Consider the following 24,517-nt stretch of genomic DNA (forward strand, 5'->3'; position numbering starts at 1 on the left):
GTGGTCGACACACGGTGCGCGGGCGGTTGGGCTGCGGCGCGCATCGGCGGGCCCGCCCGCGGCGCCGACGCCCGCATGGCCTATCCCGTCATACCGCAGGCGAAAGGCCGTGCTTTTCAAGTGGTTTCGGGTTTGGTCGCGGCGTAGCCGACCAACGCAAGCGAGGTGGACTGGTCAAGAACCGGGAGCAGACGGGATCAGCGCGCACCGGTGAAACTCACCGGCATCCGACCCGTCCGTGGCATCGACATCGATGCCGCGATCTTCGGCGCAAACTGTGGCAATGTTGAATTTGCGGATCGTGGTGCCGTCCAGGTTGACCGACGACGTGATCGAGATTCTCGAACAGGATCCGTGCGTAAGCAGCGTCGCGGTAGTCCGGGCAGCTGTCATCCGTCCAGCCGGCGACCTCGTGTTCGCCGATGTCACCCGGGAGACTGCGAACGACATCATTTCGCGGTTGCGTGCTGTGGGTGTGCATCGCGAGGGCACCATCGAGATCCAACCGGTCCCCACCTGGCTGTCGAGCAGCGGGTTCACGGCCGAGTGCACTGCTCCGGGCAGCGGCGCGGACGCCGTTGTGTGGGCCGAAGTGGCGCAGCGCTCGTATGAAGAAACCGAACTCAATTGGACCTACTTGAGCTTCATGACGCTCGCTACAGTGATCGCAGCCATCGCCATCGTCCTGGATTCTCAGATCCTCGTGATTGGCGCGATGGTGTTAGGGCCGGAATTCGGGGCCATCGCCGCACTCGGAGTCGCCTTGGTTCGGCGCAGATTCGCGCTCCTCGCGCTCGCCGCGCGCACCCTCATCTTGGGTTTCACAGCAGCCATAGCCGTCACCGCGGTCCTTGCACTGATTGGCCGGGCCTTGGGATGGATCACCGTTGGCGATGTGATCGGGCCGCGGCCCGACACCGCGTTCATTTACACCCCGGACAGGTGGTCCTTCGTCGTGGCCGTCATCGCGGCGACGGCTGGCGTTCTGTCGCTCACATCGAGGAAGGCCGGCGGACTGCCCGGGGTGTTCATCTCGGTGACCACCGTGCCTGCTGCGGGCAACATCGCGCTGGGACTGGCCTTTGGCGTCGCCTCGGAGATTTGGGGCAGCGCGCTGCAACTGCTTTCAAACGTGTCCGGCATGGCCCTGGCTGGTTGGGTGGCACTGGCGCTCCAGCAAGCGGTGTGGTCGAGGGTGTCGGTCCGCCGGGCGAGGGCCATGACGCGACCGAAGCGCATGCTGTAGCGAGCCAACCAAACCGGGGACAGGTCGGCGACGTCAGCCCGCCACCGCCGTGCGCGGTTATTGAGTGAGCAGTTCCGGCATGGACGGCGACACATTGCCCGCGCTTTTGGTTGAGCTCGCCAACGGTCGTCATCAACCGCGAGCCGCCCGGCGACACGGCCACTCGGACACCCGCGGCCCCGCGAAGTAGTCGCCGAGGTAGCCGAACGGCGTTTCCCTCACACGCCGTCCGCAATAGGAGGGAAGTAAGTTTGATTTTCAAACTTACGTCTGGCAGACTCCCGACATGACCACAACGCCGCTGGCCAGCCTGCCCGGTCGGCCCTGCCCGATCGCAGCGGCACTCGAACTCGTCGGTGAACGATGGGCGCTGCTCGTGGTCCGCGAGATCGCGCTCGGGGCCACGCGCTTCAGCGACATCGTTGCCGGGACGGGGGCACCGCGTGATCGCATCGCCGCCAGATTGAAGGCGCTCGAGAGTGCGGGCGTCGTCACCCGGTCGCCGTATCACGAGGGCCCGCGCCGCTACGTATACCGGCTCACCGAATCCGGTGATGCGCTCATTCCGGTCCTGGACGCCCTACTGGTATGGGGCCAGCAGCACGCAGTCTCCCCCAACGATCCCGATCGACAACGCCGATACCCGCCGATGAGTGGGCTGAAGGAATCACGATGACCGCAGAACTGACCGATACCGGCAGGCGCGAAGGCTGGGGCCGGCCGCGCGCACGCACCGTCACATGGCACGAACCCGGGCCGAGCACAGCCCAGGGCCTTTCCCTGGCCGGAGTCGACTACCTGCGGGCGATGGCCAACGGTGAGCTGCCACAGCCCCCGATCGCGGGCCTGTTGCGGTTCGAGATCGTGTCGGCCGACCCGGGACGCGTGGTGTTCACCTGTGAACCGGATGAATCGGCATACAACCCGATCGGTGCCGTGCACGGCGGTGTGGTCTGCACACTGCTCGATTCAGCGGCGGGCTGCGCCATCCACAGCACACTGCCGCCGGGCAAGGGCTACACCGCGGTCGAGATCAAGGTGAACTACCTCAAGGCGGTCCGGCTGAACAGCGGGCTGCTCACGGCGACCGGAACCGTGGTGAAGACGGGTTCGCGGGTCGGCTTCGCCGAGGGCGTCGTCACCGATGCCAGCGGCGCGGTGGTCGCGACGGCCACCAGCACGCTGCTGGTGTTCGACCTTTGAGTCCCGTGTGATCCGAGGCGCTACGGTCGACCAGTGGCGGAGCATCAGCTCCTCGCAATTTTGAGGATTGGTGAACGAGTCAGCAACGCCGGAGGCGGCATGAGGCCACTCGTCACGACCAGGCGTCCGCGGGATGATGGTGGAAACATCGGAGGTGACCGAGATGGATCTGTATTTGATGCAGCACGGTCAGGCGACGACCGAAGCAGAGGATCCCGAGCGGCCCCTCACGGATGCCGGTCGAGCGGCGGTGCAGCGCGTCGCTCGACGAGCCCGGGCTGCGGGCGTCCGGATCAGCGGCTGCCTACACAGCGGAAAGCTACGCGCACAGCAGACCGCGCAACTGCTCGTGACGGAGATCGGCGTGGAGCCGAGCCTCGAGGCTCGACCGGGTCTCGCGCCGAAGGACCCGGTGGCACCGGTCGCGCAGTGGCTTCGAGCATCGAGCGGGCACGAGTCGCTTGCGCTCGTCGGCCACCAGCCATTCCTCGGCAAGCTCGCCTCGTTGCTGGTCGTCGGCGACGAGCAGGCACAGGTGGTCGGCTTCCAGATGGGTTGCCTGGTGAAGCTGGAACCGAAGGTCGACCGGGACGGCTTCGTCCTGGCATGGGCGCTTCCACCCGACCTCGCCTGACCACGCACCAAAAACTGGACGGCGCCCCGCATCACCGCCAAGGGTGCCGCGATGACGGCGACGGTCCGAGCATCAGTACCGTCTCCACCGATGCAGACGCGTCGACGTCCTCGCACTCATTTGTGCCAGCTCGAGTGGCCGCGGCGATGACCCGGGCGTGTACGGCAGGAATGGGCTGCTACTTCTCGAAGTGGCCAGGGCCGGGATCGAACCGGCGACCTTCCGCTTTTCAGGCGGACGCTCGTACCAACTGAGCTACCTGGCCGGAAGGCAATGGTCGCTACGACCAGAATGCCTCGCCGATCTGGCGACCCTGACGGGACTTGAACCCGCGACCTCCGCCGTGACAGGGCGGCGCGCTAACCAACTGCGCCACAGGGCCTTACTTACTACCTGTTCCTACTGCGTGCTCCGCGACAAAGCGAAACGCGTACCCCCTACGGGATTCGAACCCGCGCTACCGCCTTGAAAGGGCGGCGTCCTAGGCCGCTAGACGAAGGGGGCCAGCCGAATCTCTCCGGGGTACTCGCAACGCCGTGACGTTGGGAGCTTCGATAGCTTAGGGTACCGACCCCCAAATCCTCAAACGAGCCGGTCCACGGGACCAAACGAGCCGGTCCAGGGGACCAAAGGCGACGAAGTATCCTTAGTCCCCACGCCCCTATAGCTCAGTTGGTAGAGCTACGGACTTTTAATCCGCAGGTCGTAGGTTCGAGTCCTACTGGGGGCACAGGTGAGAGGCGGTTTCGCCGCGGAGGTGCCGTGATCGGTCGCAGCACCCGGCGCACCAGACCAAGACCACCGGCCCGTCGCGGAGGTGGCATTCTGGACACCATGTCCACTCGGATGTCCACCCGGATGTTCACCCGGCCGTTCACCAAAGCGGCCCTTACCGCGGCCCTGGCCGTGTCGGTCCTCGGCACCGCCTTGACCGTCGGGGTCGCACCGGCCGGCGCCACGCCCCAGGACGACCGGTTCCTGGGCATCGTCAAGCAACTCGACATCCCGGTGAACTCTCCCGAGGAAGCGATCCAGGTCGGCCAGGAGATCTGCAAGACCGTGGCCGAGAACCAGATCGAACCGGTGCGTGCGGTGCGCGGCATGCTCGGCAGGTTGATGGGGCAGGGCCTCAGCAAGGGCCAGGCGGCCAATCTCATCTGGGGTGCCGTCGGCGTCTACTGCCCGCAGTACAGCTCGATCGTCGGGCGCTGAGAGCGCGGCCCTGACGAGCTGAGAGCGGCCCTGACCAACCTCCGTCGCTAGGAGCCGGCGGGCACGTCAACCGGCGCGGGCACCTCAGACACCGGCGCGCGGACACTCACCGGCGGAGGCGACGCGAACTCCGCCAGCGCCAGCCCGATCTTCTCCGCCACCGCATCGATCACGCCGGGAAGCGGAAAGAACGGATCCACGCCGGACTCGGTCCTGGCGCCCATCAGCCGCGTCCCCGCCCGGCCGACACCGTCCAGCGCGTACTGCCCTGACAGGACGACGCCCGCCTGCGCGGTCTGGGCACACACCGTCGAGCACGCGCCGACAGTCGTGACCGCAATCCCCGCGACCGCCACGACGCCGACCCATCGCACCACGCCGCATCGGCGGTCGACGACTCGCGCCATCAGGTAATCGTGACCGACGCCGCGCCGATTGCCCAGCGCCAAGCCGAATGTGTTACCCGCCCGGAACCAAAAGCCTCGCCGGGGCGACCACAACGCACTCAACTATCACTGAGTTCGCAAGCGTGACTGTGAGCGCAGCCACCGCAGACACTTCCTGTCATCCCGACCACATCTGACAAAGGAGTGTCATGCTCGTAGCACTCGGCTTCCTGATGGTCGCCGTGTTCATGTTCCTGATCATGTCCAAACGTGCCACCCCCGTGGTGGCGCTGATCGCGGTGCCGGTCGTATTCGGCATCGCTGCCGGCGCCGGGTTCGGCATCGGCGACATGATCACCGACGGCGTGAAGGCCGTCGCCCCGACCGCGGCGCTGCTGTTCTTCGCGATCATCTACTTCGGCATGATGATCGACGTCGGCCTGTTCGACCCGCTGGTGCGGCTGGTGCTGCGGATCGTGCACGCCGACCCGATGCGCCTGGTCGTCGGCACCGCGGTGCTGGCCATGGTGGTGTCCCTGGACGGTGACGGGTCGACCACCTTCATCATCGTCACCTCGGCCATGCTGCCGCTGTACATGAAGCTCGGCGTGAGCCCCGTCGTCCTGACCGTCGTCGCCGGCCTGTCCAACGGCGCGATGAACATCGTGCCCTGGGGAGGTCCCACCGCCCGCGCCGCGGCCGCTCTCAACGTCTCGGCGACCGACGTCTTCGTCCCGATGATCCCCGCCATGCTGGGCGGCGTCGTCGTGGTGTTGCTGTTCGCCTGGCAGCTCGGCCGCAGTGAGCGGCGCCGCATCGGCACGCTCGTGATGAGTTCCGAGTCGTTGCTGGTCGGCGCCGCCGGCGGCCCAGGTCGCGAACGCCCCATCTCCGGCAACGCGGGCGACGGTGGCACCGGCGCCGACGGCCAGGAGCCCTTCGTCGACGGACTCGACCCGCAGCGCGCCACCCTGCGTCCGAAGCTGTTCTGGTTCAACGCAATTCTGACCGTCGCCCTGCTGACCATGCTCATCGTCGACGTGCTGCCCATCCCGGTGCTGTTCATGATCGCCTCCGCGATCGCGCTCACCGCCAACTTCCCCCACATCAAGGACCAGCAGGAGGCGATCACCCGGCATGCGTCGAGCATCGTCGGTGTGGTGGCGATGGTGATGGCCGCCGCGGTGCTGATCGGCGTCTTCAAGGGCACCGGCATGGTCGAGGCCATGGCGCAGTGGCTGGTGCACGTCATCCCGTCGGGGATGGGCCCGCACCTGGCGGTCATCACCGGTGTGCTGAGCCTGCCGTTCACGTTCTTCATGAGCAACGACGCCTTCTACTTCGGCATCATGCCGGTGCTGACCGAGGCCGCCAGCGCCTACGGCATCACCCCGGTGGAGATGGCGCGCGCGTCGATCACCGGCCAGACGTTCCACATGCAGAGCCCGCTGGTGCCGGCGATCCTGCTGCTGGTCACCCTCGCCGGGGTCTCCCTGGCTGACCACCACCGCAAGGTGCTGTGGCGCGCCGCCCTGGTTTCGCTGTCGATGCTGGCGATCGGCATCGTCCTCGGCCAGATCCCCCTGTGACATCCGAACACCCGAACCCCTTGCACACGAAGGAGATTCACGATGACTGTTGAGCACACCCCCACCCGGCAATCACGCGGCCCGCTGCACGGTATCCGGGTGCTGGACATCAGCACGGTTTATGCCGCCCCCATCACCGCGATGCTGCTGGGCGACTTCGGTGCCGAAGTCATCAAGGTCGAGCATCCCCGTGGCGATCCGGCACGATCGCACGGCGCCAACAAGGACGGCCACGGGTTGTGGTGGAAGGTCATCTCGCGCAACAAGAAATGCATCACCCTGAACCTCGGCACGCCCGAGGGCCAGCAGATCCTGCGCGACCTGGTCCAGGATGCCGACGTCCTCGTCGAGAACTTCCGCCCGGGCGTGCTCGAGAAGTGGGGATTGGGACCCGACCAACTGCAGTCCCTCAATCCCCGCCTGATCACGTTGCGGGTCACTGGTTTCGGACAGACCGGGCCGTATGCCCACCGGCGCGCGTTCGGCACGCTCGCCGAGGCGATGAGCGGCTTCGCGCATCAAACCGGTGAGGAGGGCGGACCGCCGACCCTCCCGCCGTTCGGCCTGGCCGACGGGGTCGCCGGCATCTCGGGTGCCTTCGCCGTGATGACCGCGCTCTACCATCGCGACACCCGTGACCGCGAGCGGCGGGGCCAGGTGATCGACATGTCGCTGCTCGAACCGCTGGTCGGCATCCTCGGCCCCGGACCGACCGCCTTCGATCAGCTCGGCACAATCGCAGGACGGCACGGCAACCGGTCGCCGAACAACGCCCCGCGCAACGCGTATCTCACCCAGGACGAGCGCTGGGTCGCGATCTCGGCCAGCGCCACCTCCGTCGCCGAACGGGTGATGCGGCTGGTCGGCCGTCCCGACATTGTCGAGGAGCCGTGGTTCGACTCCGCCGGTGAGCGCAGCAGGCACGGCGACATGCTTGACGAGGCGGTGGCTAAGTGGATCGCCGAGCGCCCGCTGAGCGAGGTGACCGAGGAGTTCGAACGCGTCGGTGCGGCGCTGGCGCCGATCTACGACGTCGAGCAGCTCATGGCCGATCCGCATGTGGTCGAGCGGGATTCGATCACCACCGTCGACGACGAGGACCTCGGGCCACTGAAGATGCAGAACCTGATGTTCCGCTTGGGTGCGACACCCGGCAGCATCCGGTTCCCCGGCAGGCGGCTCGGCCAGGACAACGATGACGTCTACCGCGAGGCGCTGGGCTACACCCCCGAGCGGCTTGCCGAACTCGCCGAGAAGGGTGTGCTGTAGATGGACCGGAGTTACCTGTTCGTGCCCGGGCACAACGAGAAGCTGCTCGCGAAGGTCTTCGACAGGGGCGCCGACGCGGTGATCCTCGACCTCGAGGACGCCGTCCCGCCGGAGCGCAAGGCGGCGGCACGGAGCGCCGTTGCCGAGGTTCTGCAATCCCACGCCGCGTGGGTGCGGATCAACGCGGCGGGATCCGAGCTCGCCGCGGCCGACCTGGACGCCGTCGCCGCTGTCGCCCACGGGATCCGAATCCCCAAGGTCGAGTCGGTCAACGATGTCCGGTGGGTCACCCAACGAGCACCCGGCAGCCCCCTGCTGTGCGCCATCGAAAGCGCCAAGGGGTTGGTCAACGCGCTCGCCATCGCCGAGCAGCCCCAGGTCGAACATCTCGCGCTGGGCGGGATCGACCTACAGCGGGACCTCGGGGTCGGCAGCGGCGACGCCCCGTTGCACTACGCGCGCTCACATCTGGTCGTGGCGTCGCGGGCGGCGGGCATCCAGCCGCCGATCGACAGCGTCTACCCCCATCTCGACGACCCAGACGGGTTACGGCGGCAGGCCGAGACCAGCCGGTCGCTGGGCCTGTTCGGCAAGTCGGCGATCCACCCGGCCCAGCTGCCGATCATCCACGCGGCGTTCAGTCCGACCCCGGACGAACTCGACTGGGCCCGCGACGTTCTCGAAGCGTTCGAGGAGGCGCGCGGCGGAGCCGCCCGCCTGTCCGGGGGCGAGTTCATCGACCTTCCCGTGGCGGAGCGGGCGAGGGCACTGCTGCGTCTGGCCGAGTCGCTGCCATCCTGAAGCAAGGAGCGCATGCGCTCGGCCGTCACTCCGTATGATCGGTGTCGATGTTCGACCAGCAAACCCGTCCGCCGTTCTGGCGCCGCCATCCGTGGATGAGCGGCACCGCGGCGTTGTTGACGGCGCTGCTGCTGTTCGACGGGTGGTATCTGACCGTCGGCACGGCCGCAGCCCTGGTCCTCTTCGTCGCTGTCCGCCGCCGCATGCGGGCGTTGGCGATACGCGAAGCCGGATTGCGCGCCCGCGCGGACTACGAATACCGGTTGAGCCTCGCCGGTGACCCGCGCGGCGTCTTCGGACGCTATCCGCCGGTGCAGGCGGGCTGGTTTCCAGACCCGCAGAACCGGCTGCAGATGCGGTATTTCGACGGCGCCATGTGGACTCGGCACGCCGTTCGCCGCTAGTCCGCCTCACCCGTCCACGGTGCGAGGAGTGACGTGCAGCCGGGTCAACGACAGGGCCGCTGGTCCGGACTTCCCCTGCGGGACCGCCAGGCTCGCAGGCGGGACGAATTGATCGCGGCGGGTATCGCCTTGCTCGGCGGGGCGGGCGGCCCGGTGCTGACCGTGCGTGCGGTGTGCCGTGAAGCCGCGCTGACCGAACGCTATTTCTACGAGAGCTTTGCCGATCGCGACGAGTTCGTCCGCGTGGTCTACGACGATGTGTGCCACCGCGCGATGACGACGCTGACGACGGCCGACACCGCCCGCGATGCGGTGGAGCGGTTCGTGGCACTGATGGTCGATGATCCAACCCGCGGCCGGATCCTACTGCTGGCCCCCGGCGTGGAGCCGGTCCTTGCCCAATCCGGCGCCACATGGATGCCGAGCTTCATCGAGCTGGTACAACGCAAACTCACCCGCATCAGCGACCCCGCTGTGCAGGCGATGGTCGCCACCGGTTTGATCGGGGCGCTGACCGCCCTGTTCACCGCCTACCTGAACGGCAGGCTCGCGGCTACCCGGGAGCAGTTCATCGACTATTGCGTCGAGATGCTGCTCAACCGGGTGTCGGGCTAGTGAGGCCTGGCCGGCCTCTACTCGTCAGGCGTGCTGACCAGCTGGAGCTCCTGCTCCTGTTGAGCGGCGGCCTCATCGGCGGCGGCCTTGGCCTCGCGGCCTGCCGGGCTCGCGACGGACGGACCGGCGCTGGCGGCCGTTGCGTGATCGCTGTTGCAGTTGAGGGCCAGCATGACCTCGCCGCCGGAGTGGCCGAACTCGCCGCCCACGTCGCGCACGAACGATCCGTTCCATGCGTTGGTCACCAGGCAGTCGTTCCGACTGAGCCGTCCACCGACGGTCGAGGCGACGACCGCGGTTCCGCCGGCGTCGGCGATCGCAGATGCCGCATCCGCATACCGCTCGCCCACCACATCCGGGGCCGCGGCGGCCACGCCACTACCGAAGAGCGCCATCGATGCTGATGCAGCGATGATGCCGCCACCGAGAACGATGTGCTGTTTCACGTGTGCCCGCCTCCGAGTCTGAGGGATGCCTACTTCTTTGAATATGGGCGTAACACTAATACCCGCCCGGATAGTACCGCCCATGAATCGGCCACGCAGACCTCATACGACACTCCGTTCGCGGTAACTTGATGTCACCGGAGTACACAGATATATTGACTGCAACCCACAGGTACAGATAACTGGGAGGCGCCGTGTCGAAAGACCTGACCGACCTACAGCTTTTGGAAGAACTTCAGCCGGCTGTCGAGCAGTACATGGACCGCCACATGAAGATGACCAAGGACTGGAATCCCCACGACTACATCCCATGGTCGGACGGCAAGAACTATTACGCGCTGGGCGGCCAGGACTGGGATCCCGACCAGGCCAAACTCTCCGAGGTCGCGCAGACCGCGATGGTGCAGAACCTGCTCACCGAGGACAACCTGCCCGCCTATCACCGCGAGATCGCGATGAACTTCGGCATGGACGGCCCGTGGGGACAATGGGTCAATCGCTGGACGGCCGAGGAGAACCGCCACGGTATCGCCCTGCGCGACTATCTCGTGGTTACCCGCAACGTCGATCCGATCCAGCTCGAGGAACTGCGTGTCGAGCAGGTCACCCGCGGCTTCTCGCCCGGCCAGAACCAGCAGGGCGACCTGTTTGCGGAAAGCCTGTTCGACTCGGTCATGTACGTCTCATTCCAGGAGCTGGCCACCCGGGTATCTCACCGCAACACCGGCAGGGCCTGCGACGAGCCGGTCGCCGACCAGTTGCTGGCGCGGGTGTCGGCCGATGAGAACCTGCACATGATCTTTTACCGCGACGTCAGCGGTGCCGGCCTCGACATCGCCCCCAACCAGGCGATGACGTCGCTGCACCGGGTGCTGCGCAACTTCAAGATGCCTGGCTTCACGGTGCCCGAGTTCCGCCGCAAGGCCGTGATCATCGCGGTCGGCGGGGTCTATGACCCCCGGATCCACCTCGACGACGTGGTGATGCCCGTGCTCAAGAAGTGGCGCATCTTCGAGCGCGAGGACTTCACCGGCGAGGGCGCGCGACTGCGCGATGACCTGGGTGAGCTCGTCAAGGAACTCGAGGACACCTGCGTCAAGTTCGAGGTCGCCAAGGAACGGCGCCTGGAGCGGGAACGCAAGGTCGCCGAGAAGAAGGCGATGAAGAACCTGCTGGTGTCCACCTCTTCATGACGTCCTCGTGACGGCGTCCGCCGCAACAGCTGCGACGGCCCGATCCGCACCGACCGATTCCCCCGCTGCTACCCGCGGGGTCACGATCGGCCCGATCGCGTTGCGCAGCCCGGTGGTGCTGGCCCCGATGGCCGGTGTGACAAATGTCGCGTTCCGTACTCTGTGCCGTGAGCTCGAGATCGCCAGGGCAGAAACGGTCAGCGGTCTCTATGTGTGCGAGATGGTGACGGCCCGCGCCCTCGTGGAACGGCACCCGTCGACCCTGCACATGACGACCTTCGCGCCCGACGAGTCGCCGCGATCGCTGCAGCTCTACACGGTGGACCCGAACACCACGTACGCGGCGGCGAAGATGATCGCCGACGAGGGCTTGGCCGATCACATCGACATGAACTTCGGCTGCCCCGTCCCCAAGGTCACCCGCCGCGGCGGTGGGGCCGCGCTGCCGTTCAAACGGCGGTTGTTCGGCCAGATCGTCAGGGCCGCGGTGGCCGCGACCGAGAACACCGACATTCCGGTGACGGTGAAGTTCCGGATCGGGATCGATGATCAACATCACACTCACCTCGACGCAGGCCGGATCGCCGCAGAAGAAGGTGCGGCAGCGGTGGCGCTGCATGCGCGCACCGCGGCTCAGCGCTACTCCGGCACGGCCGACTGGACTCAGATCGCGGCGCTGAAAGAGCAGGTCAACGGCATTCCGGTGCTCGGAAACGGCGACATCTTCGCCGCCGACGACGCGCTCGCCATGATGGCGGCCACCGGCTGTGACGGGGTCGTTGTCGGACGCGGCTGCCTGGGCCGGCCGTGGCTGTTCGCCGAACTCTCCGCCGCATTCACCGGGCTCGACATCCCCACCCCACCCACCCTCGGGGAAGTCACCGACATCGTCCGCAGACATGGCGAGCTCTTAGCCGCCCACTTCGGCGAGGACAAGGGCATGCGGGACATCCGCAAGCACATCGCGTGGTACCTGCACGGCTTTCCCGCCGGTGCGGACCTACGGAGGGCATTGGCACTGGTCAGGACCTTGGAGGAGCTCGACGTACTGCTCGACCAACTCGATCGCGACGTGGCCTTCCCGACGGCCGGGGAGGGACCGCGCGGCCGGCAGGGCTCAGCGTCGACGGTGGCACTGCCCGACGGCTGGCTCAAAGACCCCGACGACTGTTCGGTGCCCGCGGGAGCCGACCTCATGCACTCCGGCGGCTGAACCGAAACGGGTTCGCGAACTCCGCTGGCTGGCTGTCTCACAGCATGTCTCAGTACGATGGTCTGGCCGCGTCAGCTCCAACGTCGAAGCAGCCCGGGCGCGATGCCAGCTGAGCATGGCTATACCCAGGCGCTTTGAAGCGCGAACTAGCGCGAACTAGTCGGAGGCCCAGAGGACATGAGTGACGGTGAACACGCCGCTCCTGGCCCTGTGCGACCCCCGAACAGGCCCGGTAACCACTGGCATACACCCTCGCCCGACGAATTTCCAGACGCCACGCCGACGGCCAACTTCATAACTGTCGCCGACCTCATCGCCAAGGTGGCCGCCGACGGTACGGGCCCCCTCCCGGGGCGCGCACACCGCCGTGCCAGGGCCGACATCGACCAGGGCCCGCCCGCACCCACCGCGCCGCCCGCTGAGATCCTCGCGGCACCGCATGACGTCACACCGCCGGTCCCACCGGCTCACGTTGCACCGCCGGTCCCACCGGCGTACGTCGACCAGGACACCCTCGACACCGAGGCCATTCCTGCCACCTACCCGGTGGAACTGCCGGATCTGGCCGCCCTCGCCGCGCGGGACCGCGTGCCCCCGGCCCGGGTGGCGGGTGACGACGTCATGGCCGGCATCGGCGGCATGGTTGAAGCACCGCGGCACCACCGGGCCAGAACCGCAGGGCGCGTGCTGGCCGCCCTGATCGCCGTGCTGGCGCTGGCCCTCACCGGCGCCGCGTGGCAATGGCAGTCGTCGAAGAACAACAGTCTCAACAAGGTGTCCGCACTCGATCTGGATTCGCGCGACATCGTCGACCCCAACGCCCAGTTCGGTGACGAGAACTTCCTCATCGTCGGCGTGGACAGCCGGATCGGCGCCAACAGCGATATGGGAGCCGGCGGCACGGAAGACGCAGCCGGGGCGCGGTCGGACACCGTGATGCTGGTGAACATCCCCGCCAATCGCAAACGTGTGGTGGCGGTCTCCTTCCCGCGCGATCTGGCCATCTCACCTATCCGCTGCGAACCGTGGAATCCCGAAACCGGAGCGTACGGCCCGCTGTGGGACGAAGACTCCCAGACGTATGGTCCCGACGAGGTGTACACCGAGACGAAGCTGAACTCCGCCTACGCGTTCGGCGGACCCAAATGCCTGGTCAAGGTCATCCAGAAGATGTCGGGCCTGTCCATCAACCGGTTCATGGCCGTCGACTTCGCCGGGTTCGCCAAGATGGTCGACGCGGTCGGCGGGGTCGAGGTGTGCAGCACCACCCCGCTCAAGGATTACGAGCTCGGCACGGTGCTGGCCAACGCGGGGCGCCAGACGGTCGACGGCCATACCGCGCTGAACTACGTGCGAGCCCGCCAGGTCACCACCGAGACCAACGGCGACTACGGACGCATCAAGCGCCAACAGCTGTTCCTGTCCTCGCTGCTGCGGTCGCTGATCTCCAAGGACGTGTTCTTCTCCCTCAGCAAGCTCAACAACGTCGTCAACATGTTCATCGAGGACAGCTACGTCGACAACATCAAGACCAAGGACCTCGTCGACCTCGGTCAGTCGATCCAGGGCGTCAACGCAGGCAGGATCACGTTCGTGACGGTGCCGACCGGCATCACCGACGCCAACGGGAACGAGCCTCCGCGCACCGACGACATGCGTGCACTGTTCACCGCCATCATCGACGACGACCCCCTGCCCGGGGAGAAGAACCCGGACAACTCCCCAGTGCCCGGAACACCCGAATCGCTCAGCGCGACACCGGGATCCACGTCCGTCGAACACACAACCGCAACGCCTGAAGGCGGGGAGTATCTGGATGCGGTGACCACCGATCCGCACGATGTCACGGTTCGGGTGTCGAACTCAACCGGTGAGACGGGTCTGGCGACCACCGCGGCGAGCGAACTGGAACAGCACGGTTTCAACGTCACCACTCCCGACGACTATCCGACGTCGCTGAGTTCCACCACCGTGTACTTCTCGCCCGGCAACGAACAGGCCGCCGCCACGGTGGCATCGGCGTTCCCCAACCCGACCGTCGAGCGGGTCTCAGGCATGGGCGACGAGGTCCAGGTGGTGCTCGGTACCGACTTCGACGCGGTGTTGCCGCCCTCACCGAGTGGTTCGCCCGTACAGGTCCAGGTTCTGCGCGGCACCGACGCCACGTCCCACCTTCCCGAGGACCTCACCGTCACCAACGCCGCCGATACCACCTGCGAGTAGCGTCGGAGACGCGCTGCCGAACCATCCACTCGGGCGGCATTCACCTGCCGTTCACCGGTCACGCCGTGACGATTGGCCTGGTCAGCCCGTAGGCTTGAGATATGCGAACCGCGTATCACGACAAACTAGACGCGTTGACCAAGCTGCTCGGCGAGATGTGCGAGCTGGCGGGCACCGCGATGGAGCGTGCGACGCAGGCCCTGCTGCAAGCCGATCTGGTGCTCGCCGAACAGGTGATCACCGAGCACGAGCAGATCGCGATTCGCGCGGCCCGCGCTGAGGAGGCGGCGTTCGTGCTCCTGGCGCTGCAGGCGCCGGTGGCCGGCGACCTGCGGTCGGTCGTCAGCTCGATCCAAATCGTCGCGGATGTGGACCGGATGGGCGCACTTGCGCTGCACGTGGCCAAGATCGCGCGCCGCCGCCATCCCCAGCATGTGCTGCCCGAGGAAGTCAACGGCTACTTCGCCGAAATGGGCCGTGTCGCAGTCGAATTGGGGCACGCTGCCCAAGAGGTTCTGGAAACCCGCGATCCGGAGAAGGCCGCGCGCATCCGCGAAGAAGACGATGCGATGGACGATCTGCACCGCCACCTGTTCACGGTGCTGATGGACCGCGAATGGAAGCACGGCGTCACCGCCGCGGTTGACGTGACCCTGCTCAGCCGGTTCTACGAACGCTTCGCCGATCACGCGGTGGAGGTGGCGCGGCGGGTCATCTTCCAGGTCACCGGTTCATACCCGTACGAAGAGGAAATTTCCAGCCAGGTCTGAGGCGCGACCCGCCTTGTCGAGTGGAGACGCCTGGGCGGCAGGCGCGCCCATTTCCCCCCTGCCGCTTCGTTCGTCGTCCCGGCGGCGGGCACATGGAACCGGACTCTCCGCACCGTTCCGCGGCCGCATTGCGAGGAGTTCCGGCAGGCGGCACGCGGTGGTGCGGCTAGCTTCGCTTGGTGAGGGCGGTGTTCACAATCAGATCAAGGCGCCAGGCATGCGCGAGATCGCTGCGGTGAGTGAGATCTGTTGGGAGCCTTGGGTCTAACTCGGCCAGACCGGGCGCCAGGACGCGCCCGTAGACCTTGGTGAACAGCACCGCGACGCGGCGGCCCAATGGGGTGAGTTGGTAGCGGTGCCGGCCCGGCAGCCGGACGATCAGCGGGCGGGCGATCTGCTCCTTGTTCTCCCCCTTGGCGAACCGGCGCACCGCGACACCGTTGGCCTTGGCCCACCGGTGCACCTCGGCGACATAGGCGTCGCCGATCTTGCCGAACGCCGCCGACGACGGAATCCTGAAACCCTTCTGCCAGTACACGAACTGGCAGACTCCGCCCACGCACTGCAGTTTCGGAATGTAGGCCTGCAAAAAGATCCGGTCTACCGAACGACAGGTCAAAGTGACGTGATCTCGCAGTAAGGTTGCATAGTCGGCCACGATCGCCTCCTTGGTATCAGCAACCTTGAGGCTACGACCGACGCGAGGGATCTCCCACAGCGGAGATCCCTCGCCCTATCAGCAACTCGACTTTTCGCCGAGTTCCAACCGAGCCAGCTTCTCGATGAGTTCGCTCGCCACGGCTAGCCGAAGCGGCCGGAGATGTAGTCCTCGGTCGCTTTCTGGGTGGGGTTGGAGAAGATCTTCTCGGTGTCGTCGACCTCGACGAGCTTGCCGGGTTTGCCGGTGGCCTCGAGGTTGAAAAACGCCGTCTGGTCACTGACCCGGGCGGCCTGCTGCATGTTGTGGGTGACGATCACGATGGTGAAGTCCTGCTTCAGCTCGGCGATGAGGTCCTCGATCGCCAGCGTGGAGATGGGATCCAGCGCCGAGCAGGGCTCGTCCATCAGCAGCACGTCGGGCTGCACCGCGATCGCGCGGGCGATGCACAACCGCTGTTGCTGACCGCCCGACAGCCCACCGCCCGGCTTGTCCAGGCGCTCCTTGACCTCGTTCCACAGGTTGGCACCCTTCAGCGACCGCTCGGCGACCTCATCCAGGGTCTTCTTGTTGCGCACTCCCTGCAGCCTCAGACCCGCCACCACGTTGTCGCGAATCGACATGGTGGGGAATGGGTTCGGCCGCTGGAACACCATGCCGATGGTCTTGCGGACACCGACGGGGTCGACACCGGAACCGTAGATGTCCTCCCCGTCGAGCAGCACTGAACCCTTGACCCGCGCACCCGGAGTCACTTCGTGCATCCGGTTGAGGGCTCGCAACACTGTGGACTTGCCGCAGCCGGACGGACCGATGAAGGCGGTCACGCTGCGCGGCAGTACCGACAGGGCTACATCGGCGACCGCGTGGAACGAGCCGTAATAGATATTTAGATCCTTGAGATCCAGCCGCTTGGCCATGAAAACTCCTAAACCCTGTTCCGCGTCAGGAACCGGTTGACTAATGCGGCCGCTAGGTACAGCGCCGCGATGATGAGAATCAGGGTGAGGGCGGCGCCCCACACCCGCAGGACACCAGCCTCTTCGGGGTTGACCAGTTCGGTGTAGATCAGCAGCGGCAGCGACGCCATGTTGCCGTCGAACGCGTCGAAGTTGATCGAGCGGCTGTAGCCCACCAGCACCAGAACCGGAGCGGTTTCGCCCATGACCCTCGCCAGGGCAAGGAGAATCCCGCTGATCATGCCGGGCAGGGCAGTGGGCACCACGATCCGCACGATGGTCTTCCACTTGGGGACACCCAGTGCATAGGATGCCTCACGCAGCTCGTCGGGCACCAGCTTGAGTATCTCTTCGGTGTTGCGAACGACGACCGGCAGCATCAGCAGAACCAAGGCCAGCGACACAGCGAATGCGCTCTGCGGGAACCCGAACGTCGCGATCCACAACGCGAAGATGAACAACGCGGCCACGATCGACGGCACACCGGCGAGGATGTCGACCATGAACGTGGTCACTCTGGCGAAGGTCCCCCGCCCGTACTCCACTAGGTAGACCGCGGCCATGATACCCAACGGGACGGAGATCAGCGCCGCGATGGCGGCCTGGATGAGTGTGCCGTAGATCGCATGGTAGACGCCACCGGCGAATTCCTCCGGCAATACACCGGCCAGCGAGTTCGTCCACCACACCGAGGACGTGACAGCCCTGGCGCCTCGCTCGAGCACCGTCCACAACAGCCACAGCAACGGGATGGTCGCGATCACGAACGACACGGTGAACAGCGCGGTCGCGACGTTATTCTTGATCTTGCGGCTGGTACTGACCGGGTGGAATGTCTGACCTTTAACCGCCTGGTCGAAAGTGGCTTCTGTCATCCTCCGCTAACCCTTCCGCCAGCCGCGGCCCTGGCCAGCGCGTTGACCACAAAGGTCAGCGCGAACAGCACGAAGCCGGCTGCGATGTATGCTCCGGTCGGTAGCGGCGCACTGAATTCCGCTGCTGCCGAAGCAATCTTGGACGCGAATGTGTAGCCGCCGTCGAACAGCGACCAGTGGCCGGCCTGCGCGGCGGTGCGCAGGATGATCAGGATCGCGATGGTCTCACCCAGTGCGCGTCCCAGGCCGAGCATCGAGGCGGCGATCATCCCGCTTCGCCCATAGGGGAAGACGGTAATGCGGACCACTTCCCATTTGGTGGCGCCCAGGGCCTGAGCCGCCTCGACATGACCCCGCGGGGTGAGCGCGAAAACCTCACGGGTGACCGAGGTGATGATCGGCAGGATCATGACCGCGAGCACGATGCCCGCCGTGAAGATCGTGCCACCGCCCGCCAGGGACACGTTGCCCTCGGCGAACAGGAAGAACCAACCGAGGCTGTCGTTCAGGAACGTCGCGACCGGCGTGAGCCAGGGGGCGAGCACGAAGATGCCCCACAAGCCGAAAACGATCGACGGCACCGCCGCGAGCAGGTCGACCAGCATGGCGAACGGCCGAGCAAGACGTTTCGGTGCGTAGTTGGTAAGGAAGGCCGCGATGCCGATCGCGATCGGCACGGCGATGACCAGCGCGAAAATCGAGCTGAGCACCGTGACCTGGAAGAGGTCGCGGATACCGAACCTCAGGTTGGCCGCATCATTCGTGACGAACTCGGTGCTCGTGATGAAGTTCGCCTGGTTGGCCTGCAGCGACGGGATCGCCTTGATCAGAAGGAACAGTCCCATCAGCGCGATCGCGCCGATGATGATGGCACCTGCGGCGACCGCGAGCGACTTGAAGATGGTGTCGCCCCAGCGGCTGTGGGTCCGGTGCGGGACCGCTGCCCGGTCCGGTGTGGTTGGCATCTGGGGAGTATTCCCGATCTGCTGTGGGCCCGGTGGGGTTGCCGACGAGCCCACAGCGGTCGAGTCCGGTGTCACTGCCATGGCTGGTTGGCTGCTACGACGTAGCGTTGATGGCGTCGACGGCCTCGGTCAGCCGAGTCTTGAATGCCTCGGGCACCGGAATGTAGCCGTTCTCCTCAAGCCCGGTCTGCCCGTTGCCGAGCGCCGAGTGCATGAACGCCTTGACCGCTGTCGCCACGTCGGCGTCGGGGTACTCCGAGCAGACGATCTCGTAGGCGGCGAGCATGATCGGGTACGAACCCGGCTCGCTCGGCATGTAGAACGACGTCGTGTCGAGCACCAGATCGTTGCCCTCACCCTTGAACTTGACGCCGTCGATGGCCTTGCCAGCCGTCTCCGTGCTCAACTCCACCGCTTCCGGTCCGGCCGAGGTGATGATCTTGGCGATCGACAGGCCCTGCGCCTTCGCGAACGACCATTCGTTGTACGTGATGGAACCCGGGGTGCTCGCAATGGCTGCTGACGTGCCCTCGTTGCCCTTGGCGCCCTCACCGACACCGCCGGCGAACGACTTGCCCGCACCCTTGCCCCACGCGCCGCCAGACGCCGCGTCCAGGTACTTCTGGAAGTTGTCGGTGGTGCCCGACTCGTCACTGCGGAAGATCACGTTGATCGGCTCGGCAGGCAGCGTGGCACCCTCGTTCAATGCCTTGATCTCCGGCGCATCCCAGGTGGTGACGGTGCCGTTGAAGATCTTGCCCAGCGTCGGTCCGTCAAGCACCAGGCCGTCTACGCCTTCGAGGTTGTAGGTGATGGCGATCGGGCCGAACACCGCCGGCAGATTCCAGGCCTCGTTGCCGCCGCAGCGTTCCTTGGCCCTGTCGACCTCACCCTTTTCCGCGTTCAGCGGTGAATCCGAACCACCGAAGTCGGTCTGCCCACCGAGGAACTCCGAGACACCGGCACCCGAACCGCTAGATGTGTAGTTCAGGGTGTAGCCGGGGCAGTCTTTTTCGTAGGCGTTGATGAACCGCGTCATCGCGTTGGCCTGTGCCGACGAGCCGCTGGCCTTCAGCGACTCCTTGCCCCCGCAGTCGCTGGCCGCTGCCGATCCGGCCTCGCCCGCTCCCGACCCCGAAGCGGCGTTGTTGTCGCTGCCGCAGGCCGACAGCAGCAGGGCGCCGGCGGCCAGCATGCTCAGCGCGGCGGCAGTTCGTTTGGCCTTCACGAAACTCCTTATGTGTACAGGTACGGGTAGACACGCGGGTGCCGGCCCTTGCCCGCCGACAACACACCTCGCGCCAAGCAGACCCATTGCTGCTCGGCTGTGAACCTAAGCGCTGCCCGTGAACCGATGCCCTACGGATGGTGAACGGAAGATGAACTGGGAAGGGGGGCGAGGCGACAATTCCGCAGCAGGGATTGACGCGACTACATCGACTCAGTACGGATTGACTCAATGTCGATTGAAACAAGTGCAGTCCTCGAGACGAGGGCCGCATTCTTTGCGGCTCTTTCGGATCCCGGACGGCTGGCAATCGTGGATCACCTGCTGCTGGCGGACGCCTCGCGCTCCGAATTGCGCTCCGCTCGCAGCCAGTTGGCCGCCCCGATCTGGAACCGCCGCAGTCCCGTGCCCGCGACCTCTGCCGGCACCCGGCCCACCGCGCAGGTAAACCCGGCGCCGTCGCCGCAGCCCGGCGAACCGAGCTGCCCCTTCGCCCCGTACCCCCTGCTACCTGCGTGACGTGCTGAGTCACGACGATCTGGTGATCGCGGTCTGCGACAACGCCCACGAAGAACTGCCTGCCGAATTGCCCCGCCTGCACTGGTCTGTTAGCGACCCCGCGCGCACCCCACGCACGAAGGCGTTCGACAGCGCCGTCCACGAACTGACCGAGCGCATCGAGCGCCTCGCCCCTACCTGCAATCAGCGTGAGAAGGAGAACACCATGACTGACGATATCGCCGCCGCCCATCCGCACCTTCACCTCGACCTGTCCATCGACCAGCAACTCGCCCTCAAGACGGCGGCGACGCAGCTGCAGAAGGAGTTCGGGGAGATGTTGGGTGTGGAAACGATCGAACGGTTCCTGCATTCGTCCTATGACCAATTCGCCGGCCGGGCCAGCATCCCCAACTTTCTCCCCCTACTGGCCGAACGCTTTACCCGGCAACGACTCCGGGCACTGGCGCGGGTGGAGGGCAAGCACCATGACGGCAAGCCGACGGTGCTGTTTCTGTGCACCCACAATGCTGGGCGGTCTCAGATGGCGATGGGGTTCTTCACGCAGATGGCTGGCGACGCAGCCGTGGCCTGGTCCGGCGGTTCCGAGCCCGGCAACGAGGTGAATCCTGCCGCGGTGCAGGCGATGGCCGAGCGCGGCATCGACATCGCGCACGAGTACCCCAAGCCCTGGACCGACGAGATCGTCCGAGCCGCCGATGTCATCATCACGATGGGCTGCGGCGACGCGTGCCCGGTGTTCCCGGGTCGGCGCTATGAGGAGTGGAAGCTCGACGACCCGGCTGGCCAGAGCGTGGAGGACGTGCGGCCGATCCGCGATGAGATCGAACGCCGGGTCCGTGCGCTATTGGCGGAACTTGCCGTTCCGATCAATGCGTAGTTCGGCGGCAGACAGATCACACAGTCAGACCACGCGGGTACTCGATGAGCTGGGCAGGAGAGTTGAAGCGGTCGACATCGAAGTGGCGATCGTCAAAGCCAACTCACGTTCTAGGTCAGCGGGCTCGAGAACGGGTTCGATTCGGCAAGGATGACGATGATGACGCGTAGGCGACATCGGTGTTGAACACCTCAAACCCCAGCTTCTGATAGGTGTTCACCGCCGCTGGGTTATCGGCCTCCACATAGAGCATGACCGCGGACTGTGAACCGTCCGATAGTCGTCGCGAAAGGTGATGCAGGCCAACCAGAGTCAGTGTGCGACCCAGTCCCCTGCCCTGGGCGGCCGGGTCGACGCCCACCACGTACACCTCGCCGAGGCCGGGGCTGTGGATCTTGGTCCAGTGGAATCCGAGCAGTGTGCCGGTTTCCTCGTCGATGGCCAGGAATACACCGGCAGGGTCAAACCACGGCTCGCCGCGGCGTTCGGCGATATCCGCTTCCGTCCAGCCGCCCTGCTCGGGGTGCCAGGAGAAGGCGGCACTGTTGACGCGCAGCAGTTCACCGTCGTCCGCCGGTCCCGCATACGTCCTGATCTGCACCCCTGCCGCGGGCTCCACCGGGGGCAGCGATCGCAACGACCGCCTCATCTGCAGCAGCTCCCGCACCGCGACCAGCCCCAGCGCGGCCGCCGTCGCCCGTGCGGCGGGCAGGTTGCCGTGCGCCCAGATCCGCGCACCGTCGCCGCCTTCGGCCAGTCCCGCCGTTACCATCGCCGCGCCGACGCCGCGGCGGCGGCTGTCGGGATGCACGACCAGTTCGGCCATGGCGGGACCTTCGGAGTTTGCCGGTGACAGATTCAGATATCCGACCACGGCGCCGTCTGCAGCCGTGGCCACCAGATGCCGGGTGCGGTCGTGCGGCAACTCACGCAGGACCTGATCCCCTACCGGCGCCACCCCGTCCCGGGCAGTGGCCGCGGTGATGATGTCGCGCACCTGGTCCTGGCCGGTCTGCGACAGCGGCGAGTGCCAGCCGATCTCCGTCACTGACTATGCAACGGGTCCAGCACGTCGACGCCGTCGCGGGTCGGGTCGAAGCTGTCGTCGATGTCGTCGTGCAGGTCGCCACCGGTCGGGGGCCTGCCGCGCGCGGGCCGCACCGCCTTGTAACCGACGTTGCGGACGGTGCCGATCAGAGATTCGTACTCGGTGCCGAGTTTGGCGCGCAGCCGCCGGACGTGGACGTCAACGGTGCGGGTGCCACCGAAGAAGTCATATCCCCACACCTCCTGCAGCAGCTGGGCGCGGGTAAACACGCGGCCGGCGTGCTGTGCGAGGTATTTGAGGAGTTCGAACTCCTTATAAGTGAGGTCAAGCGGGCGTCCGCGCAACCGGGCGGTATACGTGCCTTCGTCGATGACCAGCTCCCCGAGGGAGACCTTGCCGACGTTCTCCTGATTGGCCACCCCGCCGCGGCGCCCCACCAGGAGCCGTAAGCGTGCGTCGATCTCAGCGGGGCCGGTGCTGGGCAGCAGGATCTCGTCGAGCCCCCATTCGTGGTTGACCGCGACCAGGCCACCCTCGTTGACGACGGCCACCACCGGAATCGACGTTCCTGTGGTGCCGAGAAGACGACACAGTCCACGCGCGGCGGCAAGCTCCGTGCGCGCGTCGACGATCGCCACATCCGCGGTGCCCGCCTCCAATAAAGAGGAAACCTCCGTCGGCGCCGATCGCACTGTGTGCGCGAGCAGCGACAAGGAGGGCAGGACAGACTCGGGATGTGGGTCGACGGTTAACAGAAGTAAATCCACCAGGCCCTCCAGCACGCCCCTGAGCAGAATCACCGCGGACATCAACGTCCGGGTGATCTCCCAGATTCATGGCTGACACGTGGCCGTTACCCGGCCAGCCGTCACCTAACGATAGCGTGCTACCTGCTAGAAGGCCGCGCCAAGCCGAGCCGGCCGGGCTCATGGGCCAGAATGTGCAGGTGCGAAGGCTGCTGATCGGACTGGCCACGACGATGATCGCGGTGGTCGTCGGCGCGCTCGGCGTGGACTTCGGAACGGCTATCTACGCCGAATATCGCTGGTCGCGGGCGGTCCGAGACGCTGCTCACCTGCAGTTCGACCCGTGGGTGGGCATTATTGGCTTTCCGTTCATCCCGCAGGCGGTGCGGCGTCACTATGACGAGGTGGAGGTCCGCGCCAGTGCTGTAGATCACCCCGCCGTCGGTAAGGCCTCCCTCGAGGCAACCATGCATTCGGTGGACCTTGAGCAGGCCACCTGGCTCGTCAGACCCGAGGCCCAGCTGCCGATCGGCAAGCTGGAAAGCCGGATCATCATCGACTCGACGCATATCGGACGGTTCATGGGCATCAAGGATCTGCTGGTCGAGGCCCCTGCCCGCGAGACCAACGACGCCACCGGCGGCACCACCGAATCCGGAATCTCCAGCAATCGCGGGTTGGTTTTCACCGGAACACCGCTGCAGGCCGACTTCCACGAACGGGTCAGCATCGCCGTCGACCTTTCGATCGCCGGGCCCGAGCAGACCACGCTCGTGCTCACCGCCACCGACGTCCTCACCGGCCCGGGAACCGCCGACCACGACGTCCCCGGCGACAAACTCGGCGCCGTCCTCGCCGAGTTCAGCACCATAATCCCCGATCAGCGGCTGCCCTTCGGTGTAGCACCGACCAGCCAGGGCGCGCGCGGCTCGGACATCATCATCGAAGGCATCGCCGAGGGAGTAACCATCACACTCGACGGGTTCACTCAATCATGAACACTTCAGTGGTCGTGGTCATCGCCGTGCTGATCGCCGCGCTGGGGCTGGCTTACGTGATCGGCAAGCTCATCACGCTGCGCGCGGGGATGCTGCGGTCGGCCGAGCAGGCCGCCAACATCGATACCAGCGGCCTGGGGCTTTCCGACACCGGGCCGACGGTGCTGCATTTCAGCGCCGACTGGTGCGGCCCCTGCGCGGCCGTGCGCAAGGTGGTCGACCAGGTGTGTGCCGAACTGCCGGGCGTGGCCCATGTGGAGATCGACATGGACACCAATCCCGAAGCGGCGCGTCGGCTTTCGGTGCTGTCGTTGCCGACGACGATCATTTTCGACGCACAGGGGCATCCGCGGCTGCGAACGTCGGGAGTGCCCAAGCCCGCGGAGCTGCGGGCGGCCCTCGAACCGCTATTGGCCTGATCAACCCCTCATTGGGTA

At 66.2% G+C, this 24,517-nt stretch carries 26 protein-coding genes, 4 tRNA genes and 1 pseudogene; 19 read left to right on the top strand and 12 right to left on the bottom strand.

Going from position 1 to position 24,517, the window contains the following annotated elements; genetic code table 11:
• Positions 1 to 283 precede the first annotated feature (283 nt).
• The 4 genes from ADBZ6K_RS22400 to sixA all read left to right on the top strand — a co-directional run bounded on the left by ADBZ6K_RS22400 (position 284) and on the right by sixA (position 3,083).
• Positions 284 to 1,246, top strand: coding sequence for a DUF389 domain-containing protein (locus ADBZ6K_RS22400; RefSeq protein WP_526350807.1), 963 nt, complete (start codon positions 284 to 286; stop codon positions 1,244 to 1,246).
• Positions 1,247 to 1,532: 286 nt separating this feature from the next.
• Positions 1,533 to 1,922 carry a winged helix-turn-helix transcriptional regulator gene (locus ADBZ6K_RS22405; protein WP_526350809.1) on the top strand — a complete coding sequence of 130 codons (390 nt, stop codon included), beginning with the start codon at positions 1,533 to 1,535 and terminating at the stop codon, positions 1,920 to 1,922.
• The gene (locus ADBZ6K_RS22410; protein WP_526350811.1) at positions 1,919 to 2,449 is read left to right on the top strand and encodes a PaaI family thioesterase; all 531 of its coding nucleotides are present in this window, start codon (positions 1,919 to 1,921) and stop codon (positions 2,447 to 2,449) included. The genes ADBZ6K_RS22405 and ADBZ6K_RS22410 overlap by 4 nt, the downstream gene beginning before the upstream one ends.
• Before the next feature lie 163 nt (positions 2,450 to 2,612).
• Entirely contained in the window at positions 2,613 to 3,083 is a 471-nt protein-coding gene (gene sixA, locus ADBZ6K_RS22415) for a phosphohistidine phosphatase SixA (RefSeq protein WP_526350813.1), read from the top strand.
• Between the two features lie 191 nt (positions 3,084 to 3,274).
• On the opposite strand, the gene ADBZ6K_RS22420 is transcribed toward sixA, so the two are convergent.
• From ADBZ6K_RS22420 to ADBZ6K_RS22430, 3 genes are all read right to left on the bottom strand, one after another.
• Positions 3,275 to 3,348: transfer RNA gene (locus tag ADBZ6K_RS22420), tRNA-Phe, on the bottom strand.
• 40 nt (positions 3,349 to 3,388) lie between these two features.
• A tRNA-Asp gene (locus ADBZ6K_RS22425) sits at positions 3,389 to 3,465 on the bottom strand.
• Positions 3,466 to 3,514: 49 nt separating this feature from the next.
• Positions 3,515 to 3,587 (bottom strand) — tRNA-Glu (locus tag ADBZ6K_RS22430).
• 153 nt (positions 3,588 to 3,740) lie between these two features.
• Here ADBZ6K_RS22430 and ADBZ6K_RS22435 point away from each other — a divergent pair.
• Both ADBZ6K_RS22435 and ADBZ6K_RS22440 read left to right on the top strand, forming a co-directional pair.
• Positions 3,741 to 3,813, top strand: a tRNA-Lys gene (locus ADBZ6K_RS22435).
• 104 nt (positions 3,814 to 3,917) lie between these two features.
• Entirely contained in the window at positions 3,918 to 4,295 is a 378-nt protein-coding gene (locus ADBZ6K_RS22440) for a DUF732 domain-containing protein (protein ID WP_526350815.1), read from the top strand.
• A 47-nt stretch (positions 4,296 to 4,342) separates the two neighbouring features.
• Here the strand turns inward: ADBZ6K_RS22440 and ADBZ6K_RS22445 are convergent, their stop codons facing one another.
• Entirely contained in the window at positions 4,343 to 4,702 is a 360-nt protein-coding gene (locus ADBZ6K_RS22445) for a hypothetical protein (RefSeq protein ID WP_526350817.1), read from the bottom strand.
• Positions 4,703 to 4,890: 188 nt separating this feature from the next.
• Here ADBZ6K_RS22445 and ADBZ6K_RS22450 point away from each other — a divergent pair, with 188 nt between their 5' ends.
• The 5 genes from ADBZ6K_RS22450 to ADBZ6K_RS22470 are packed head-to-tail and all read left to right on the top strand — an operon-like array spanning position 4,891 to position 9,359.
• On the top strand, positions 4,891 to 6,270 hold the full coding sequence (locus ADBZ6K_RS22450; protein WP_526350819.1) for a CitMHS family transporter: 1,380 nt from the start codon (positions 4,891 to 4,893) through the stop codon (positions 6,268 to 6,270).
• A gap of 42 nt (positions 6,271 to 6,312) precedes the next feature.
• Positions 6,313 to 7,539, top strand: a complete 1,227-nt coding sequence (locus ADBZ6K_RS22455; protein WP_526350821.1) for a CaiB/BaiF CoA transferase family protein — start codon at positions 6,313 to 6,315, stop codon at positions 7,537 to 7,539.
• Entirely contained in the window at positions 7,540 to 8,340 is an 801-nt protein-coding gene (locus ADBZ6K_RS22460; protein ID WP_526350823.1) for an HpcH/HpaI aldolase/citrate lyase family protein, read from the top strand.
• Between the two features lie 47 nt (positions 8,341 to 8,387).
• Positions 8,388 to 8,744 carry a DUF2510 domain-containing protein gene (locus ADBZ6K_RS22465; RefSeq protein ID WP_526350825.1) on the top strand — a complete coding sequence of 119 codons (357 nt, stop codon included), beginning with the start codon at positions 8,388 to 8,390 and terminating at the stop codon, positions 8,742 to 8,744.
• A 33-nt stretch (positions 8,745 to 8,777) separates the two neighbouring features.
• Positions 8,778 to 9,359 (top strand): TetR/AcrR family transcriptional regulator, encoded by a 582-nt coding sequence (locus ADBZ6K_RS22470; RefSeq protein ID WP_526350827.1) that lies wholly within the window; start codon positions 8,778 to 8,780, stop codon positions 9,357 to 9,359.
• Between the two features lie 17 nt (positions 9,360 to 9,376).
• Here ADBZ6K_RS22470 and ADBZ6K_RS22475 read toward each other — a convergent pair whose 3' ends face one another.
• Positions 9,377 to 9,754, bottom strand: coding sequence for a hypothetical protein (locus ADBZ6K_RS22475; protein WP_526350942.1), 378 nt, complete (start codon positions 9,752 to 9,754; stop codon positions 9,377 to 9,379).
• 245 nt (positions 9,755 to 9,999) lie between these two features.
• Here ADBZ6K_RS22475 and ADBZ6K_RS22480 point away from each other — a divergent pair, with 245 nt between their 5' ends.
• From ADBZ6K_RS22480 to phoU, 4 genes are all read left to right on the top strand, one after another.
• Positions 10,000 to 10,998: an acyl-ACP desaturase gene (locus ADBZ6K_RS22480; protein ID WP_526350829.1), complete on the top strand. Its 999-nt coding sequence runs from the start codon at positions 10,000 to 10,002 to the stop codon at positions 10,996 to 10,998.
• A gap of 7 nt (positions 10,999 to 11,005) precedes the next feature.
• Positions 11,006 to 12,211 (top strand): tRNA dihydrouridine synthase DusB, encoded by a 1,206-nt coding sequence (dusB, locus tag ADBZ6K_RS22485; RefSeq protein WP_526350831.1) that lies wholly within the window; start codon positions 11,006 to 11,008, stop codon positions 12,209 to 12,211.
• A gap of 177 nt (positions 12,212 to 12,388) precedes the next feature.
• Positions 12,389 to 14,434 carry an LCP family protein gene (locus ADBZ6K_RS22490; protein ID WP_526350833.1) on the top strand — a complete coding sequence of 682 codons (2,046 nt, stop codon included), beginning with the start codon at positions 12,389 to 12,391 and terminating at the stop codon, positions 14,432 to 14,434.
• A 101-nt stretch (positions 14,435 to 14,535) separates the two neighbouring features.
• Positions 14,536 to 15,204 carry a phosphate signaling complex protein PhoU gene (gene phoU, locus ADBZ6K_RS22495; RefSeq protein ID WP_526350835.1) on the top strand — a complete coding sequence of 223 codons (669 nt, stop codon included), beginning with the start codon at positions 14,536 to 14,538 and terminating at the stop codon, positions 15,202 to 15,204.
• 166 nt (positions 15,205 to 15,370) lie between these two features.
• Here the strand turns inward: phoU and ADBZ6K_RS22500 are convergent, their stop codons facing one another.
• From ADBZ6K_RS22500 to pstS, 5 genes are all read right to left on the bottom strand, one after another.
• Positions 15,371 to 15,862 (bottom strand): hypothetical protein, encoded by a 492-nt coding sequence (locus tag ADBZ6K_RS22500; protein WP_526350837.1) that lies wholly within the window; start codon positions 15,860 to 15,862, stop codon positions 15,371 to 15,373.
• Positions 15,863 to 16,005: 143 nt separating this feature from the next.
• Positions 16,006 to 16,782, bottom strand: a complete 777-nt coding sequence (gene pstB / locus ADBZ6K_RS22505; RefSeq protein WP_526350839.1) for a phosphate ABC transporter ATP-binding protein PstB — start codon at positions 16,780 to 16,782, stop codon at positions 16,006 to 16,008.
• 8 nt (positions 16,783 to 16,790) lie between these two features.
• Positions 16,791 to 17,696, bottom strand: coding sequence for a phosphate ABC transporter permease PstA (gene pstA, locus ADBZ6K_RS22510; RefSeq protein WP_526350841.1), 906 nt, complete (start codon positions 17,694 to 17,696; stop codon positions 16,791 to 16,793).
• Positions 17,693 to 18,661 carry a phosphate ABC transporter permease subunit PstC gene (gene pstC / locus ADBZ6K_RS22515; RefSeq protein WP_526350843.1) on the bottom strand — a complete coding sequence of 323 codons (969 nt, stop codon included), beginning with the start codon at positions 18,659 to 18,661 and terminating at the stop codon, positions 17,693 to 17,695. The genes pstA and pstC overlap by 4 nt, the downstream gene beginning before the upstream one ends.
• A 94-nt stretch (positions 18,662 to 18,755) precedes the next feature.
• On the bottom strand, positions 18,756 to 19,889 hold the full coding sequence (pstS, locus tag ADBZ6K_RS22520; RefSeq protein ID WP_526350845.1) for a phosphate ABC transporter substrate-binding protein PstS: 1,134 nt from the start codon (positions 19,887 to 19,889) through the stop codon (positions 18,756 to 18,758).
• A gap of 231 nt (positions 19,890 to 20,120) precedes the next feature.
• On the opposite strand from pstS, the pseudogene ADBZ6K_RS22525 reads away from it, so the two are divergent.
• Together ADBZ6K_RS22525 and ADBZ6K_RS22530 are read left to right on the top strand one after the other, a co-directional pair.
• Positions 20,121 to 20,583: pseudogene (locus ADBZ6K_RS22525) on the top strand (hypothetical protein); the annotation flags it as partial.
• A 30-nt stretch (positions 20,584 to 20,613) separates the two neighbouring features.
• Positions 20,614 to 21,288, top strand: a complete 675-nt coding sequence (locus tag ADBZ6K_RS22530; protein WP_526350944.1) for an arsenate reductase ArsC — start codon at positions 20,614 to 20,616, stop codon at positions 21,286 to 21,288.
• Between the two features lie 115 nt (positions 21,289 to 21,403).
• On the opposite strand, the gene mshD is transcribed toward ADBZ6K_RS22530, so the two are convergent.
• Complete coding sequence (mshD, locus tag ADBZ6K_RS22535) at positions 21,404 to 22,336, bottom strand: mycothiol synthase (RefSeq protein ID WP_526350847.1); 933 nt, start codon at positions 22,334 to 22,336, stop codon at positions 21,404 to 21,406.
• Positions 22,333 to 23,106, bottom strand: coding sequence for a winged helix-turn-helix transcriptional regulator (locus ADBZ6K_RS22540; RefSeq protein WP_526350946.1), 774 nt, complete (start codon positions 23,104 to 23,106; stop codon positions 22,333 to 22,335). Before ADBZ6K_RS22540 ends, mshD begins: the two co-directional genes overlap by 4 nt.
• A 158-nt stretch (positions 23,107 to 23,264) precedes the next feature.
• Here ADBZ6K_RS22540 and lmeA point away from each other — a divergent pair, with 158 nt between their 5' ends.
• Positions 23,265 to 24,080, top strand: coding sequence for a mannan chain length control protein LmeA (lmeA, locus tag ADBZ6K_RS22545; RefSeq protein WP_526350849.1), 816 nt, complete (start codon positions 23,265 to 23,267; stop codon positions 24,078 to 24,080).
• On the top strand, positions 24,077 to 24,499 hold the full coding sequence (locus ADBZ6K_RS22550; protein WP_526350851.1) for a thioredoxin family protein: 423 nt from the start codon (positions 24,077 to 24,079) through the stop codon (positions 24,497 to 24,499). The genes lmeA and ADBZ6K_RS22550 overlap by 4 nt, the downstream gene beginning before the upstream one ends.
• The last annotated feature ends 18 nt before the right edge of the window (positions 24,500 to 24,517 follow it).

Source organism: Mycobacterium sp. (genome assembly GCF_044223235.1).
Taxonomy (GTDB): domain Bacteria; phylum Actinomycetota; class Actinomycetes; order Mycobacteriales; family Mycobacteriaceae; genus Mycobacterium.